Source organism: Streptomyces sp. NPDC013157, assembly GCF_042899865.1.
In the GTDB taxonomy this organism is placed as follows: domain Bacteria; phylum Actinomycetota; class Actinomycetes; order Streptomycetales; family Streptomycetaceae; genus Streptomyces.
In genome coordinates this window covers 444050-458972 of sequence record NZ_JBIBAK010000007.1, presented here as the reverse complement: position 1 = coordinate 458972, position 14923 = coordinate 444050, and the positions used below count along the sequence as shown (strand labels likewise).

The window sequence follows — 14923 nt, the reverse complement described above, 5'->3', positions numbered from 1 at the left end:
GCTCATCGCAATCTCGACCTACTTCCAACTCGCGGGGTACCAGAGCCGCACGGACGTTCCGAACGACGCTTCTTACGGTGTTACTGCTCGACGTACCGGCGCAACGCCTTTACGTCCAGCGGGCCCGGGGCGCGCAGCGCCCGCGGGAGTGCCCGGCGGCGCACCGCCTGGTCCAGACAGACCTGGGCGGGGTGTACATATGCACCCCGGCCGGGCAGCGTACCGCGAGGATCGGGGACGCATTCGTCCTCGATCGCCACGATCCGCAGCAGTTCGGTCTTGGCCGCTCGCTGCCTGCACCCCACACAGGTGCGCTCAGGGCATGCGCGGGCATGCGTCCGGCCAGACACTGCTAAGTCTACCTCCCCGAACCGACCTCACCCCTTCGGGGCAAAGATCGAACGCCCGTTGTCGTAATCCAAGCCACCTGCGGCTTGGAACTATTCCCCTCGTCCGGGTGAACCCCGACGGGAGACCCGGCGGGGCCCCGCCGGGTGATCTACTCGGCCGCCTGCTCGGTGTCCGGGCGGATGTCGATCCGCCAGCCGGTGAGCCGGGCGGCGAGCCGGGCGTTCTGGCCCTCTTTGCCGATCGCCAGCGACAGCTGGTAGTCCGGCACGGTCACCCGGGCGGACCGGGACGCCAGGTCCACGACCTCGACCTTGGAGACGCGGGCCGGGGACAGCGCGTTCGCCACCATCTCGGCCGGGTCGTCCGACCAGTCGACGATGTCGATCTTCTCGCCGTTCAGCTCGCCCATCACGTTGCGGACCCGGCCGCCCATGGGGCCGATACACGCGCCCTTGGCGTTCAGGCCCGAACGGGTGGAACGGACCGCGATCTTCGTACGGTGACCGGCCTCGCGGGCGATGGCGGCGATCTCGACGGACCCGTCGGCGATCTCCGGCACCTCCAGCGCGAAGAGCTTCTTCACGAGGTTCGGGTGGGTGCGGGAGAGCGTGACGGAGGGACCGCGGACGCCCTTCGCCACCCGTACGACGTACGACCGCAGCCGCAGCCCGTGCGGGTAGGTCTCGCCGGGGACCTGCTCCTGCACCGGCAGGATGGCCTCCAGCTTGCCGATGTCGACGAGCACGTTCTTCGGGTCGCGGCCCTGCTGGACCACTCCGGTGACGATGTCGCCCTCGCGGCCGGCGTACTCGCCGAGCGTGGCGTCGTCCTCGGCGTCGCGCAGCCGTTGCAGGATCACCTGCTTGGCGGTGGTGGCGGCGATCCGCCCGAAGTCCGACGGGGTGTCGTCGAACTCGCGCGCCTCCTGCCCCTCCTCCAGGTCCTCGGGGTCCTCCTTCGCCCACACGGTCACGTGCCCGGTGTTCCGGTCGAGCACCACGCGCGCGTGGCGGCGGCTTCCCTCGGTGCGGTGGTAGGCGATGAGGAGGGCCGACTCGATCGCTTCGACCAGCAGGTCGAAGGAGATCTCCTTCTCCCGAACCAAGCCCCGCAGGGCGCTCATGTCGATGTCCACGGCTACGCCTCCTCCTCTTCCGTCATGTCCTTCTTGTCCTTGCGGTTGAACTCGACCTGCACACGCGCCCGCTCGATCTCGGCGAACCCGAGGCGGCGGCCGGTGGCCTTGCGGCCCTTGACGCCGGGCACCTCCAGGTCGAGGCCCTCGTCGTCGACGTCCAGGATCCTGGCGACCAGTTCCCCGCCCTCGGCCAGCTGGAAACTGACCAGGCGGTCCACGGCGCGCAGGTAGTGCCGGTGCTCCGTGAGCAGGCGTTCCGCGCCGGGGGTGCCGACCTCCAGGGTGTACTCCCCCTCGCCCATCGCGTCCGTCTCGTCGAGCTTCGCCGAGAGCTCACGGCTCACATCGGCGATCTGGTCCAGGTCCGCCCCGGTGTCGGAGTCGACGACGACGCGCAGCACGCGCTTGCGTCCGACGGAGTCCACGGCGATCTCTTCGAGATCCAGTCCCTGGGAGGTGACGAGCGGTTCCAGGAGCTCTCGCAGCCTCTCGCTCTGGGTGGTGCTCATCCGGGTGACTCCTCGGCCGCGTGTGCTGTTGTGGGATGGGTCGCGTGTCTGGTCAAAGGGTATCGGGTCGCGGGGGGTGTTGCGTGCGGGTGCCTCCGGGGGTGGGGCCGATCGCCCTGGGCGTCGGGGGGGGCTGAGGTTGTCGGGCGGGTGCGGGCGGTGGGGGGCTTGTCGCGCAGTTCCCCGCGCCCCTTGAGTTGGCTGTCGAGCCGGTGACATGAGTTCGAGGGGCGCACGGGTAACGTGATCACGGTCGGGTGCATGTCCGCCCGTGTGTTCGTACGAGCCCCCTGAGGACGTCTGCCGTGTCGTTCCCCTCGCTGTTGCGAAGAAGGAGCCTGATCGTTTCGGTGGCCTCGGCTGCCGTGCTGGTGGGCTGCTCCACTGATTCGGACTCCGCCGGCAGCGGTGGGAGTACGTCGGTGTCCGCGCGGGCACGCGCGCGTGCGGCCCGGGACAGCCGGGGGCTGATGCGGCAGTACGACGCCGTCCTCGCCGTTCATCCCGCGCTCGCGGAGCGGTTGCGGCCGCTGCGGGCGGAGGTGGCGGCGCATGCGGCGGCGTTCGAGGAGGGCACGGCCTCCCCTACGGCGACGGTTTCCTCTTCGCCCACGGCGTCCCCGTCGGCCTCGCCGACCGTGCCCGCCGACGAGAGGTCCGCGCTCGCCTCGCTGGCCGCCGCCGAGCGCAGCCTTGCCGAGCAGCGGACCAAGGCGCTGCTGGACGTGCCGGGCGAACTGGCCCGGCTGCTGGCCGGGGTGGCGGCGGCCGGGGCCGGGCACGCGTACCTGCTGACGAAGGGTGACCGGTGAGCGACGAGGCGGAGGCGGGCGTCCTCAAAGCGCTCCAGGCGGCGCTGGCGGCCGAGCACGCGGCGGTGTACGGCTACGGCGTCGTCGGCGGGCAGATCGGCGGGCAGCGGCTGGCCGAGGCACGCTCGGCGTACGACGCGCACCGGGCCGGCCGGGACGCGCTGGCCCGCGAGGTACGGGACCTGGGCGGTGCGCCCGTCGCCGCGAGCGCCGCGTACGCGCTGCCGTTCGCCGTCACGGACACCGCTACGGCGGTACGGCTCGCGGCCGAGCTGGAGGAGCGGGTGGCCGACGTCTACTCCGACCTGGTCCGGGCGTCCTCCGGCGAGCGGCGCGGCTCGGCGGCCGCGGCGCTGCGGGAGGCCGCGGTGCGGGCGGTGCGCTGGCGCGGAGAGAGCGTAGCCTTCCCTGGGCTCGCCGAGCGAGCGGGTTCCGGTGCGGGTTCCGGGGCGGCGGCCGGTGGGGCGGCCTCGCCCTCGCTCACGGTTTCGGCGACTCCCTAGGGCCTCAGAGGCAGGAAAGGAACGACTCGCGTATGGCTTTCGAACCGCCGCGGCGCCTGGTGAGGGCGCTCGGTGAGACGGTGCCGGACGGTGACGATTGGCTGGAGAGGCTGCCGGGTGCGGTGGAACAGGCCGTCGCGCGACGCGAGTTGACCGTGGAGCGGGTTCAGGTGCCGGGCGGCCGCAGCAGTGTGGTCCTGCTGGTGCGGCGGGCGGACGACTCGCCTGCCGTACTGAAGCTGGCGCCGCGGCGGGCCCGCCCGGAGAGCGAGGCGGCGGCGCTGGCGCACTGGGGCGGGCTCGGTGCGGTGCAGGTGCTGGAAGCCGACGGGCCCGCGGGCGTGCTGCTCCTTGAGCGGCTGCATCCGGAGGTCTCGGTGCGGTCGCTGCCCGAGGCGAAGGCGTTGCTGGAGGCGGCGGGGACGCTCCGGCGGCTCTGGGTGCCGCCGCCGGAGGGGCTCGTCTTCGAGACGGTGACCGAGCGGACGGGGCGGCAGGCCGCGGCGATGGCCTGGGCGGCCGGTGACGCCGAGGCGGGGCCGTTGGTGGCGGCGGCGGTCGCGGCCCGGGAGGAGTTGCTGGTCGCGCCGCCCGAGCAGCGGTTGCTGCACGGCACGTTCCGGCAGAGCAAGGTGCTGGCCGGGGAGCGGATGCCGTGGTTGGCGGTGGGGCCGGATCCGGTGGTCGGGGAGTGTGCGTTCGATCTCGCGCGGTTGGTGCGGGACCGGGTGGAGGATCTGATCGCCTCACCGTCCGGGGCGTCCATCACCCGGCGACGGATCAAGCGGCTTGCGGAGTCGCTCGAGGTGGATCAGGAGCGGTTGCGGGGGTGGACGTTGTTCCGGGCGGTGGAGTCGGGTGTGCGGGCGCTTCGGGTGGGGCGGCCGAAGGACGGGGAACTGTTGCTGGAGTTCGCTGGGTGGCTGTAGGGCGCTTTCAGGGCCGGTGCGGGGGTGGTGTGGGTCGTTCCCCGACTGCGGGTGCGTTGTGGCTGGTCGCGCAGTTCCCCGCGCCCCCAGGGAATTATTCCTCCCTCAGTCTCAGGGCCAGGACAGGACAGTCCGCCGCCGCTCTGCGGGCTCGCTTCCTCGTGCGTGGGGGTATGGGGCGGCCGTCGACCAGTGGGTAGCCCCACTCGTCCAGGGCGATGTGCTCCGGGAGGAGTTCCGCGCACAGGCCGTGGCCCTGGCAGGAGGTCCAGTCGATGGTGATGTGCTGGTCCATGTCAGATCCGTTCGGTGGGTACGGGGAGCAGCGGGGTGCGGTCGGTTGCGGTGCAGTGGCCGTTCGCGTGGGCGTCGAGTTCCGTTGCGAACGTCGTGAGGGCGCTGCGGACCAGGCGGACCGTGCCGTCGGGGTGGTGGCAGGCGCCGCGGCCCGTCACCAGGCCCGCCCAGCGGGAGAGGTCCGTGCGGGCGGTGCCCTGGGGGCCGGGGGTGGCCAGGGTCTGGAAGGCCGCGGCCATCCGCGGGAGGCCGTTGAGGCAGGGGCCGCACTGGCCTGCCGACTCCAGGGCCAGGTAGCGCAGGACGCGGGCCGTTTCGGCCGGCCCGCAGCGGTCGGCGGGAAGGGCGGCCAGGACGCCTGCGCCCAAGTAGGCGGAGGAGAGGGGGACTTGGGCGGCCTCGGCGGCGGGGATCCAGGTGCCGTGGTAGCCGCCGACCAAGGCCGCGGACGCGCCCTCCAGAGGGAGGAGTCGACCGACGGGCATGCCGTACGGGGCCTCCACGACCCGGACTTCGCGGCCCGGCACGTGCAGGGTGCACAGGGCGCTGCCCGGTTCGGCGGGGGTGCCCGCGGAGCGGAACCAGTCGGCGCCGTAGCGGGCGATCAGGGCCAGGTGGGCCAGGGTCTCGACGTTCTGGACCAGGGTGGGGGCGCGGCGCACCCCGCGTTCGCGGACCGGCGGGGTCGGGTGCGTGGGGCGGGCGGGGCCGCCGGAGAGGTACTGGACGAGGGCCGAGGCCTGGCCGGAGAGGAAGCGGGCGGGCACGCGTACGACCTGCACGCGCACCGGGTCGCGGCGCTGGGCGAGGGCCGACTCCAGGTAGGAGGCGCCGTTCTCGACGGCGAGGTACGCCTCCGCCGCGCCGACCGCCTCGGCCGCCAACTGCAGTCCGTCCAGGACCAGATGGGGTGACAGCCGGAGCAGGGTCTGGTCCTTGTGGCTGGCCGGCTCGCTCTCCGCGCCGTTCGCGACGACGACCGGTGCGCGCTGGGTGCGACGCGCCGCGTCGGCGACCGCGACGAACTTCCGGTACGCCGGGAAGCCCGCCCCGCCGCGGCCGGTGAGGCCGGATTCGGCCAGGGTGCGCAGGAGGGCCGCCGGATCGCCGTACGCGAGGGGGCCGTAGCGCTGTTCGTGCGTGGCGCGGTCGGCGGGGGTGCCGCCGGGGGCCAGCAGGCGCGGGGGCATGTAGACGTCGGTGAAGAGCGTGGTCATCAGTGGGCCCCTTCGGTGTGCAGCAGTGCGGCGGGGGTCTGGCGGGCGGCGCGGACGGCCTGGGCGGTGCGCAGGGCGAAGGCGGTGATCACCGTCGCCGTGCAGGTGACGGTCAGCCAGGTCATCCAGTCGGTGCCGGCGTCCGTGCCGATGCCGATGCCGTGCACCAGGGCGACGGGCCAGGACGCGTATGCCAGCCAGTGCACGGCGCGCCAGGTGCGGTGGCCGAGGCGGTCGCGGAGGAGGCTGGTGACGAGGACCGCGAGCAGGAGGTCGAAGGCGACCGTGCCGAGGCCGAGCCAGAGCGGCTGGTAGTCGGAGACGAAGGGGACGAGGGCGTCCAGCGCCGTGATGTTCACGTAGCCGTCGACGACCGCCACGGTGATGTGCAGGGCCAGGAAGGCGGTGGCGGAGAGGGAGAGCGCGCGGTGCAGGCTCATCGTGCCGAAGCGCGGGAGGCCGGGGAGGCGGGTGCGCAGGCGGACGGCGATGCCGAGGAGGACGACCACCGTGAAGAGGACCAGGCAGACGGCGCCGGTGGCCCGGTTGGCGTACCAGAGGGTCTCGGAGGTCACGCCGCCGCCTCCAGCGCCGCGCGGGGGGCGGGCCAGCCCGGCGTGGTGACGACGGTGCCGTCGTGCGCGACCAGGCGGGCGGGCAGGCCGAGACCGGTCAGCCAGCGCGGTGCGCCCGCGCCCTTGACCAGGGCCGCGGTGGTCGCAGCGTTGGCGTCGGCGCAGTCGGCCGCGGCCACCGAGACCGTGCGCCACGGGGAGCGCACCGGCAGCCCGGTGCGCGGGTCGACGATGTGGTGGAGGTCGTAGCCGCCGCGCCGCCAGCGGCGGGCGCCGGTGCCGGAGGTGGCGAGACCGCCGGAGCGCAGGCCGACGGTGTCGTACGACCCCTGCGCGGGCGTCTCGTCCACCGGTCCGGTGATGTCCTGGACGCGGATCCGCCAGCCGCCCGCCGGGGGCTCGCCGGCGACGGCGGTGTCGCCGCCGAGGCTCACCAGCACCCCGCAGCCGGCCGTGTCGGCCAGCATCCGCGCGGCCCGGTCGGCGGCCCAGGCCTTGGCCGTCGCGCCCAGGTCCAGGCGGACGCCCTCGGGGACGGTGACCGTGCCGGTCGCCGGGTCCAGGGTGACCTTGCGCCAGCCAGGTGCGCGGCTCACCCGCAGGGAGGCCGGGCGGTCGTCCTCGCGGACGAGGGTGAAGTCGCGGTCGTAGCCGATCGCGTCCATCGCCGAGCCGACGGTCGGATCCACCGCGCCGTCCGTCGCCTCGGCGGCGCGCAGGGCGACGGCGAGGGCCTCGGCGAGCAGCGGGCTGACCCGGACCGGGCGGCCGTGGCTGGTGTCGAGGGCGGCGAGTTCGGAGTCGGTGCGGAACCTGCTGCAGGCCGCGTCGACCTCGGCCAGCTGCCGGGCGAGCAGCAGGTTGCAGGAGTCCAGCAGGGCCCGGTCGGTGACGACCAGGCGGACGGTGGTGCCGAGGGCACGCCACTCGGCGGCGGCCGTCGGCCGCGGGGTACCGGCGGCGGTCATGACGCCCCCGAGGTGGCGTCGGTGGAACTCGATCCGCTGCCGGAGGTGAGCCCGTCGGAGGAGGACCGGAGGTCCGAGGAGGACGAGCCGGAGGAGCTGGAGGAGCTGGACGAGTCGGTCGACGGGGAGGACGAGGAAGTGTCCGTGCTCGAAGCCGAGTCGGAGCTGTTTCCGGAGCTGCTGGAGCTCGACGTCGTACCCGTGCCGCTGCTCGCCGCCGTCTCGGCGTCCGACTGCATGGTGCCGACCAGGGCGAACACCCCGGCCGCCGCGGCGAGCGTGACCGCCGCCGCCAGGGCCGCCGTGCGCCGGGTACCCCGGCGGACCGCTGCGGCCGCGCCCCTTTCCCGGGACTTTTCGCCTTGCACTCTCTCGGTCATGACCGATCCCCTCCTGCGTGACTCTCTGTCACGCATTACGTTCGGGCACCGGCCTGAGAGAAGTCTGTGAGGATCCCATACGGGGCGGAAGAACTGTCTGAGACGTTCCTGAAAAGCAGCGGCGGCCGCCGGTGTGTCACCGGCGGCCGCCGCGGCGGGAGTTGAGGCTCAGTTGGCGGTCAGGCGGGCGATCGCCTCATCCACCGTGAGCTCCTCGCGCTCGCCCGACTTGCGGTCCTTGAGCTCCAGGACGCCCTCACCGGAGCGGCGGCCCGCGATCAGGATCTGCGGTACGCCGATGAGTTCGGCGTCGGTGAACTTCACACCCGGGGAGACCCCGGCCCGGTCGTCGACCAGGACGCGCAGCCCGGCCGCCCGCAGCTTCTCGGAGACGTCCAGGGCGAGTTCGGTCTGCAGGGCCTTGCCGGCGGCGACCACGTGCACGTCGGCCGGGGCGACCTCCCGCGACCAGACCAGGCCCTTCTCGTCGGCGGTCTGCTCGGCCAGGGCGGCGACGGCACGGGAGACACCGATGCCGTAGGAGCCCATCGTCACGCGGACCGGCTTGCCGTTCTGGCCGAGGACGTCGAGCTTGAGGGCGTTGGTGTACTTCTGGCCCAGCTGGAAGATGTGGCCGATCTCGATGGCGCGGTCCAGCTTCAGGCCGGTGCCGCACTTCGGGCAGGGGTCGCCCTCCAGCACGACCACGACGTCCACGTACTCGTCGACCTCGAAGTCACGCCCGGCCACCACGTTCTTGGCGTGCGTGCCCTCCTTGTTGGCGCCGGTGATCCAGGCGGTGCCCGGGGCCACCCGCGGGTCGGCGATGTACTTCACCTTCTCGCCGAGACCCTGCGGGCCGACGTAGCCGCGGACCAGGTCGGGACGGCCGGCGAAGTCGGACTCGCTGACCAGCTCGACGGCGGCCGGGGCGAAGTGCTCCTCGACCTTGCCCATGTCGACCTCGCGGTCACCCGGTACGCCGACGGCCACGATCTCGCCGTCGACCTTCACCAGAAGGTTCTTCAGGGTGGCGGAGGCCTGGACACCGAGGTGCGCGGCGAGGGTCTCGATGGTCGGGGTGTCCGGGGTCGGGATCTCCTCGAGCGCGGGCACGCCCGACGCGTCCACCGGCTTCAGCTCGTAGGCGATCGCCTCGGTGTTGGCCGCGAAGTCGCAGTTCGGGCAGTCGGCGAAGGTGTCCTCGCCGGCCTCGGCCGGGGCCAGGAACTCCTCCGACTTCGAGCCGCCCATGGCGCCGGCGGTGGCGGCGACGATGCGGTAGTCGAGGCCGAGGCGCTCGAAGATCCGCCGGTAGGCCTCGCGGTGCAGGGCGTACGACTTGGCGAGGCCGTCCTCGTCCAGGTCGAAGGAGTAGGAGTCCTTCATGAGGAACTCGCGGCCGCGCAGGATGCCGGCGCGCGGACGGGCCTCGTCACGGTACTTGTTCTGGATCTGGTAGAGGATGACCGGCAGGTCCTTGTAGGAGGACGCCTGGTCCTTCACCAGCAGGGTGAAGATCTCCTCGTGGGTCGGGCCGAGGAGGTAGTCGCCACCCTTGCGGTCCTGGAGGCGGAACAGCTCGGCGCCGTACTCCTCCCAACGGCCGGTCGCCTCGTACGGCTCGCGGGGCAGGAGGGCCGGCAGCAGCACCTCCTGGGCGCCGATCGCGTCCATCTCCTCGCGGACGATCCGCTCGATGTTCGACAGCACCCTCAGACCGAGCGGCAGCCAGGACCAGATCCCGGCCGCCGTACGGCGGACGTAGCCGGCGCGGACGAGGAGCTTGTGGCTGAGGACCTCGGCGTCCGCCGGGTCGTCACGCAGCGTCTTCGCCATCAACTGGGACATGCGTTGGACCGGTGCGTTCGCCATGGTTCTCGTACTCCTGCCGGAAAAGGGTGATGGCTAGGAGGTTAGCCGGGCACGCTGTGCCGGTGGAAATCGGTTAGCGACGACGGGTCACTGACGGCGCAGCGGCAGGGGCGCGCCCATCACCGCGTACGGCTTAGGGGCGCTGGGGAAATGCACCTGGCGGGCCAGGTCGACGTAGCCGAGGGAGTGGTAGAGGCCGCGGGCCGGGCTGTCGGTGTCGATCGCGGAGAGGATCGAGCGGGGCTCGGTGGCGCCGTCGGTGATGAGTGTGATCAGGCGGCGGCCGATGCCGCGGTTCTGGTGGCGGGGGTGCACGTGCAGTTCCGTGATCACGAAGGAGTCGTCGAGCCAGTCGGCGTTGCCCTGCGCGCGGAGATACGGCTCCACGACGGTGGACCACCAGTGCGTGCGGCTGTTCGGCATGCCGTAGACAAACCCTACGAGGAGCCCCTCGCTGGTGGCGCCGAGAGCCCTCGCCCCGGGGTACTGCATGTGACGGAGGACGATCTGGCGCCGGACCGCCACCTCGTCGGGGCCGAGGCCGAATGCGATGGCCTGGACTGCGAGGGCCTCGTCGACGTGGGAGGGGAGGTCCAGGGGGCCGATCACGAGGTCCATGGGGGGAGGGTACAGCGGGTGGAGCGCGGTCGTCCGGGTGCGGGTGCGTTGTGGCTGGTCGCGTAGTTCTCCGCGCCTCTTGCGGGGCGAGTGACCTGGACGTCGGCCTAGAAGAGAACACTCATGAACGCTCCGACCTCCTGGAAGCCGACCCTCAGGTACGTCCTCCGTGCCGCCGTGTTGAAGTCGTTGACGTAGAGGCTCACCACGGGGGCGACGTCGGCGAGGGCATACCGCAGGACCGCTGCCATGCCGGGCGCCGCCATGCCCATACCCCGGTACTCGGGGGCTACCCACACGCCCTGGATCTGGCACGCCTCGGCCGTGGCCGCGCCGATCTCCGCCTTGAAGACGACCTTGCCGTTGTCGTCGAGCCGGGCGAACGAGCGGCCGGAGCCCACGAGTTCGGCGACCCTCGCCTGGTAGAGGAGGCCGCCGTCGCCGGCCAGCGGGGAGACGCCCACCTCCTCCGTGAACATCGCCACGCACGCCGGCATGATCGCCTCCATCTCGTCCTTGCGGATGCGACGGACGTACGGATCCGGGGTGATGTCGGCGGGCATGCGGTCGGTGACCATCAGGGGCTGGTGGCCGCGCACCTCGCGGGCCGGGCCCCAGTGCGGTTCCAGGAGGCGCCACAGCTGGGCGGTGGCCTCGGCGGGGCCGACGATCGAGGAGCAGCGGCGGCCGGCCCGGCGGGCCCGGTCGGCGAAGGCGCGGACGGCACGCGGAGTGGCGCAGATCGGGACCAGGTTGGCGCCGGCGTAGCAGAGGGACGTGAGCATGCCGTCCTCGTACCAGCCCCACATCTCGCCGCCGAGACGCCAGGGGTCGAGGCCGGCCACCTGGACACGTGAGGTCACGAAGGCGTTCTCGACCGGCTCGCGGTCGAGTACGGCGAGCGCGGCGTCCAGGTCACTCGGTTCGAGCACCCGTGAGGTGGTCTGCGTCAACACGTGCGGGGCCTCACGCTGATGGGTTCTGCTGATCTCCGCACTGTACCTGCGGAAGCTTGGCCGTGCCGCCCCGTGTGCTGTGAAGCGGCCGCAGCCTGGGGTTCCGTCCCTGGGGGCTCCGCTCCCGGACCCCCACTTGGGCCTCCGGCCCCGCCCTCGAACGCCGGACGGGCTGGATGGTGGGGGTACGCCCCGGCCTCCGGCCGCGCCCTCAAACGCCCGAGAGCTGGAAGAAGACGCCCTCGGTCCTCCGGCATGCAGCCGACTCAGCCCCTCCGGCGTTTGAGGAGCGGGGTCCAGGGGCGGAGCCCCTGGGCGGGGGTGTCAGAGGCTCCGCCTCTTGAGGATGGGACGGGTAGGGGCGGCGGGGGCGAAGAACCCTCCCCGCCGCACGAGGACGGCCTCAGCCCGCCACCGACACCGACGGCTCGCCCGACTCCGTGCCGTCCGCCTCCATCTGCTCGGCCAGCTTCATGGCCTCCTCGATGAGGGTCTCCACGATCTTCGACTCGGGGACCGTCTTGATGACTTCGCCCTTGACGAAGATCTGGCCCTTGCCGTTGCCGGAGGCGACGCCGAGGTCGGCCTCGCGGGCCTCGCCCGGGCCGTTCACGACGCAGCCCATGACGGCGACCCGGAGCGGTACTTCCATGCCGGTGAGACCGGCGGTGACCTCTTCGGCGAGCTTGTAGACGTCGACCTGGGCGCGACCGCAGGACGGGCAGGAGACGATCTCCAGACCGCGCTGCTTGAGGTTGAGGGACTCGAGGATCTGGTTGCCGACCTTGACCTCCTCCACCGGCGGCGCGGAGAGGGAGACGCGGATGGTGTCGCCGATGCCCTGGGAGAGCAGGGCGCCGAAGGCGACGGCCGACTTGATGGTGCCCTGGAAGGCCGGGCCCGCCTCCGTGACACCGAGGTGCAGCGGGTAGTCGCACTGGGCTGCCAGCTGCCGGTACGCCTCGATCATCACGACCGGGTCGTTGTGCTTGACCGAGATCTTGATGTCCCGGAAGTCGTGCTCCTCGAAGAGGGACGCCTCCCACAGGGCCGACTCGACCAGCGCCTCGGGGGTCGCCTTGCCGTACTTCTGGAGCAGCCGGCGGTCCAGGGAACCGGCGTTGACGCCGATGCGGATCGGGGTGCCGTGGTCCTTGGCGGCCGCCGCGATCTCCTTGACCTTGTCGTCGAACTGCTTGATGTTGCCGGGGTTGACGCGGACGGCGGCGCAGCCGGCCTCGATCGCGGCGAAGACGTACTTCGGCTGGAAGTGGATGTCCGCGATGACGGGGATCTGCGACTTCTTGGCGATCGTGGCGAGCGCGTCGGCGTCGTCCTGGGTGGGGCAGGCCACCCGCACGATCTGGCAGCCGGAGGCCGTCAGCTCGGCGATCTGCTGGAGGGTGGCGCCGATGTCGGACGTACGGGTCGTGGTCATCGACTGGACCGAGACCGGGGCGTCTCCGCCGACCGCAACGGAGCCGACCTGGATCTGCCGGCTCTTCCGGCGCTCGGCGAGCTTGGTCGGAACGGACGGCATGCCGAGAGAAATCGCAGTCATCTGCTGTGCAACCCCAAGTCGTGGATCTAGGTCCAGGTCCCGTCGTAGGCGGGTTCCAGGCTTCGAGATTACGGCACCGGCACGGGAGCGAGCACATCCCCCACCTGTAAACCCACTCAATGGAAGCGGCCCGGAACTCAGTGTTCCGGGCCGCCTCGAACGCCGTATGGCTAGGAGATTTTCACCGGGTTAACCACCCTTCGGACGTCGTGGGCCCTGAGGACGGCCCCGGCATCGAGCACCGTCCGGACGACCGCCTCCGGGACGGCTTCACGACTCACCACGGGTGTGCCCTCCCCGTCGTCAAGGAGCAACTTCACGATCTCCGGCCACACACCGTCCGTCAGCCGGGTGCGCTGCCTCCAGCGGACCTTCTTGGGGTCGCCGAGCCGCGTCGGAAGATCGCGCCAGAGGATTCCGGTACGCAGCCGGTGTGGTGCGCCGGGTACCTGCCGCGAAGCATGCTCTCGATGCGGGCCCATTGGTTGTCCGTGGGATCTGCCGGAACCGACGTCCCCGTGCTCAAGTGCCGCAAAACCGTCGAGCACTGCCGTCTTTCCCGGTGCCGGAACGCTGGATCCACGATGTCGACGCGCATCTTGATCGACTCGGTCAGGCGCCGCTGCGCGGACGGTGAAAGAGACCGAATGTCCGGATGGGCCGCACCCAGAACGGCTGTCAGCCGGGCATCCTCGTGGCTGCGGCCCTCGAGTGCGCCCAGCCGATCGCGCGCATGCCCCAGGATCCGCCTGAACGCCTCGTGCTCCATGTCGGGCTTCCGCGCACGCGGCAGTACCTTGCTGCAGGTCAGTCCCTCTCAGACTGGCCGGACCCCAGGGTCTTGGCGCACCGCTGGGGTCACACATGAACGGCAAAAACGTACGAAGTCCGTGCCCGCGTCGTACGAATCAGTCGATCGGGACAGAAAATGACCGACCGATTAGCTGATTCGTACGGGATTGACCAGATCTGCAATCAAGACCAAGATCGTGAAGCAGATGAACACCCCGGCCACCACATAAGCCACCGGCATCAGCTTCGCCACGTCGAACGGGCCCGGGTCCGGGCGGCGCAGGACCTTTGCCAGGTGGCGGCGGAGCGACTCCCACAGGGCGCCCGCGATGTGGCCGCCGTCCAGCGGCAGCAGCGGGAGCATGTTGAAGAGGAAGAGGGAGAGGTTGAAGCCGGCCACGAGCATCAGGGCCATCGCCAGCTGCTCCGTCGGCGGGATGTCCAGGGTGAAGATCTCGCCGCCGACCCGGGCCGCGCCGACCACGCCCATCGGGGAGTCCGCCTGGCGCGGGGCGCCGTCGAAGGCCGCGTCCCACAGGGCCGGGATCTTGCCGGGCAGGCTCACGATGGAGTCGACGGCGTCGCCGACGCGGTCGCCCATCCAGGTCAGGGAGTCGCCGAAGTCCTGACGGACGATGCCGGTGGCGGCGCTGAAACCGAGGAAGCCGGCGGTGACGTACTGGCCCTCGACGATCTGGCCGCTGGAGTCCTTCTTGGCGACCTGGTTGGTGGCGATCTTCGCGTGAAGGGTGACGTCCTGGCCCTTGCGGTCGACGACGATCGCGACCTCCTTGCCGGGGGTGGACCGGATCAGGTCGGAGAGCTGGTTCCAGCTGGTGGTCCGGACGCCGTTGAAGGAGAGGATCTTGTCGCCCGCCTTGAGGCCCGCGGCTGCGGCCGGGGAGGCGGCGTCGGTCGACTTGCAGGTGTCGCGGTTCTCGCTCTGCGCGATCACGCACTGGGAGACCGAACTGACCGTGGTGGTCTGCTGGCTGATGCCGAAGCCCATGAGGACGGTGAGGAAGAGCGCCACCGCGAGGACCAGGTTCATGAACGGGCCCGCGAACATCACGATCACGCGCTTCCAGGGGGCGCGCGTGTAGAAGAGGCGGGACTCGTCGCCGGGCTGGAGCTCCTCGAAGGCGGCCGAGCGGGCGTCCTCGATCATGCTGCGCCAGGGTGAGGTGGAGCGGGCGGTGACCCTGCCGTCGGCGCCCGGCGGGAACATGCCGATCATGCGGATGTAGCCGCCCAGCGGGACGGCCTTGATGCCGTACTCCGTGTCGCCCTTGCGGCGCGACCAGATGGTCGGGCCGAAGCCGACCATGTACTGCGGGACGCGGATGCCGAAGAGCTTGGCGGTGGAGAGATGCCCCAGCTCGTGCCAGGCGATCGAGACCAGCAGGCCGATCACGAAGACGACTATGCCGAGGATCATCATC

General features: G+C 71.5%; 16 protein-coding genes. 3 read left to right on the top strand and 13 right to left on the bottom strand.

What is annotated here, in order from left to right:
* Positions 1-80: 80 nt before the first annotated feature.
* The 3 genes from ACFY6U_RS23520 to rimP form a co-directional block, all read right to left on the bottom strand.
* The gene (locus tag ACFY6U_RS23520) at positions 81-350 is read right to left on the bottom strand and encodes a YlxR family protein (RefSeq protein ID WP_351492458.1); all 270 of its coding nucleotides are present in this window, start codon (positions 348-350) and stop codon (positions 81-83) included.
* A 149-nt stretch (positions 351-499) separates the two neighbouring features.
* Positions 500-1486 carry a transcription termination factor NusA gene (gene nusA, locus ACFY6U_RS23515; RefSeq protein WP_390041089.1) on the bottom strand — a complete coding sequence of 329 codons (987 nt, stop codon included), beginning with the start codon at positions 1484-1486 and terminating at the stop codon, positions 500-502.
* Between the two features lie 2 nt (positions 1487-1488).
* On the bottom strand, positions 1489-1998 hold the full coding sequence (gene rimP / locus ACFY6U_RS23510) for a ribosome maturation factor RimP (RefSeq protein ID WP_390041087.1): 510 nt from the start codon (positions 1996-1998) through the stop codon (positions 1489-1491).
* A 350-nt stretch (positions 1999-2348) separates the two neighbouring features.
* Between rimP and ACFY6U_RS23505 the strand changes: the two genes are divergently transcribed.
* From ACFY6U_RS23505 to ACFY6U_RS23495, 3 genes are read left to right on the top strand one after another with little or no spacing between them, the layout of a single operon-like run.
* Positions 2349-2810 (top strand): hypothetical protein, encoded by a 462-nt coding sequence (locus tag ACFY6U_RS23505; protein ID WP_390041085.1) that lies wholly within the window; start codon positions 2349-2351, stop codon positions 2808-2810.
* Entirely contained in the window at positions 2807-3313 is a 507-nt protein-coding gene (locus ACFY6U_RS23500) for a DUF4439 domain-containing protein (RefSeq protein WP_390041083.1), read from the top strand. The genes ACFY6U_RS23505 and ACFY6U_RS23500 overlap by 4 nt, the downstream gene beginning before the upstream one ends.
* A gap of 32 nt (positions 3314-3345) precedes the next feature.
* A complete protein-coding gene (locus ACFY6U_RS23495) occupies positions 3346-4242 on the top strand; it encodes an aminoglycoside phosphotransferase family protein (RefSeq protein WP_390041081.1) in 897 nt (298 codons plus the stop codon).
* Between the two features lie 94 nt (positions 4243-4336).
* Here ACFY6U_RS23495 and ACFY6U_RS23490 read toward each other — a convergent pair whose 3' ends face one another.
* The 10 genes from ACFY6U_RS23490 to ACFY6U_RS23445 all read right to left on the bottom strand — a co-directional run bounded on the left by ACFY6U_RS23490 (position 4337) and on the right by ACFY6U_RS23445 (position 14922).
* Entirely contained in the window at positions 4337-4537 is a 201-nt protein-coding gene (locus tag ACFY6U_RS23490) for a ferredoxin (RefSeq protein WP_390041079.1), read from the bottom strand.
* Position 4538: 1 nt separating this feature from the next.
* Positions 4539-5756, bottom strand: coding sequence for an NADH-ubiquinone oxidoreductase-F iron-sulfur binding region domain-containing protein (locus ACFY6U_RS23485; protein ID WP_390041077.1), 1218 nt, complete (start codon positions 5754-5756; stop codon positions 4539-4541).
* Positions 5756-6331, bottom strand: coding sequence for a ferric reductase-like transmembrane domain-containing protein (locus ACFY6U_RS23480; RefSeq protein ID WP_390041075.1), 576 nt, complete (start codon positions 6329-6331; stop codon positions 5756-5758). The genes ACFY6U_RS23485 and ACFY6U_RS23480 overlap by 1 nt, the downstream gene beginning before the upstream one ends.
* Entirely contained in the window at positions 6328-7299 is a 972-nt protein-coding gene (locus ACFY6U_RS23475) for an FAD:protein FMN transferase (RefSeq protein ID WP_390041074.1), read from the bottom strand. The genes ACFY6U_RS23480 and ACFY6U_RS23475 overlap by 4 nt, the downstream gene beginning before the upstream one ends.
* Entirely contained in the window at positions 7296-7679 is a 384-nt protein-coding gene (locus ACFY6U_RS23470) for a hypothetical protein (protein WP_390041072.1), read from the bottom strand. Before ACFY6U_RS23470 ends, ACFY6U_RS23475 begins: the two co-directional genes overlap by 4 nt.
* A 168-nt stretch (positions 7680-7847) precedes the next feature.
* On the bottom strand, positions 7848-9554 hold the full coding sequence (locus ACFY6U_RS23465) for a proline--tRNA ligase (RefSeq protein WP_390041070.1): 1707 nt from the start codon (positions 9552-9554) through the stop codon (positions 7848-7850).
* An 87-nt stretch (positions 9555-9641) separates the two neighbouring features.
* A complete protein-coding gene (locus ACFY6U_RS23460) occupies positions 9642-10172 on the bottom strand; it encodes a GNAT family N-acetyltransferase (RefSeq protein WP_390041068.1) in 531 nt (176 codons plus the stop codon).
* A gap of 107 nt (positions 10173-10279) precedes the next feature.
* Positions 10280-11128 (bottom strand): GNAT family N-acetyltransferase, encoded by an 849-nt coding sequence (locus tag ACFY6U_RS23455; protein WP_390041066.1) that lies wholly within the window; start codon positions 11126-11128, stop codon positions 10280-10282.
* A gap of 403 nt (positions 11129-11531) precedes the next feature.
* The gene (gene ispG, locus ACFY6U_RS23450) at positions 11532-12689 is read right to left on the bottom strand and encodes a flavodoxin-dependent (E)-4-hydroxy-3-methylbut-2-enyl-diphosphate synthase (RefSeq protein WP_382718118.1); all 1158 of its coding nucleotides are present in this window, start codon (positions 12687-12689) and stop codon (positions 11532-11534) included.
* A 940-nt stretch (positions 12690-13629) separates the two neighbouring features.
* Positions 13630-14922 carry a M50 family metallopeptidase gene (locus ACFY6U_RS23445; RefSeq protein ID WP_390041130.1) on the bottom strand — a complete coding sequence of 431 codons (1293 nt, stop codon included), beginning with the start codon at positions 14920-14922 and terminating at the stop codon, positions 13630-13632.
* Position 14923 lies beyond the last annotated feature (1 nt).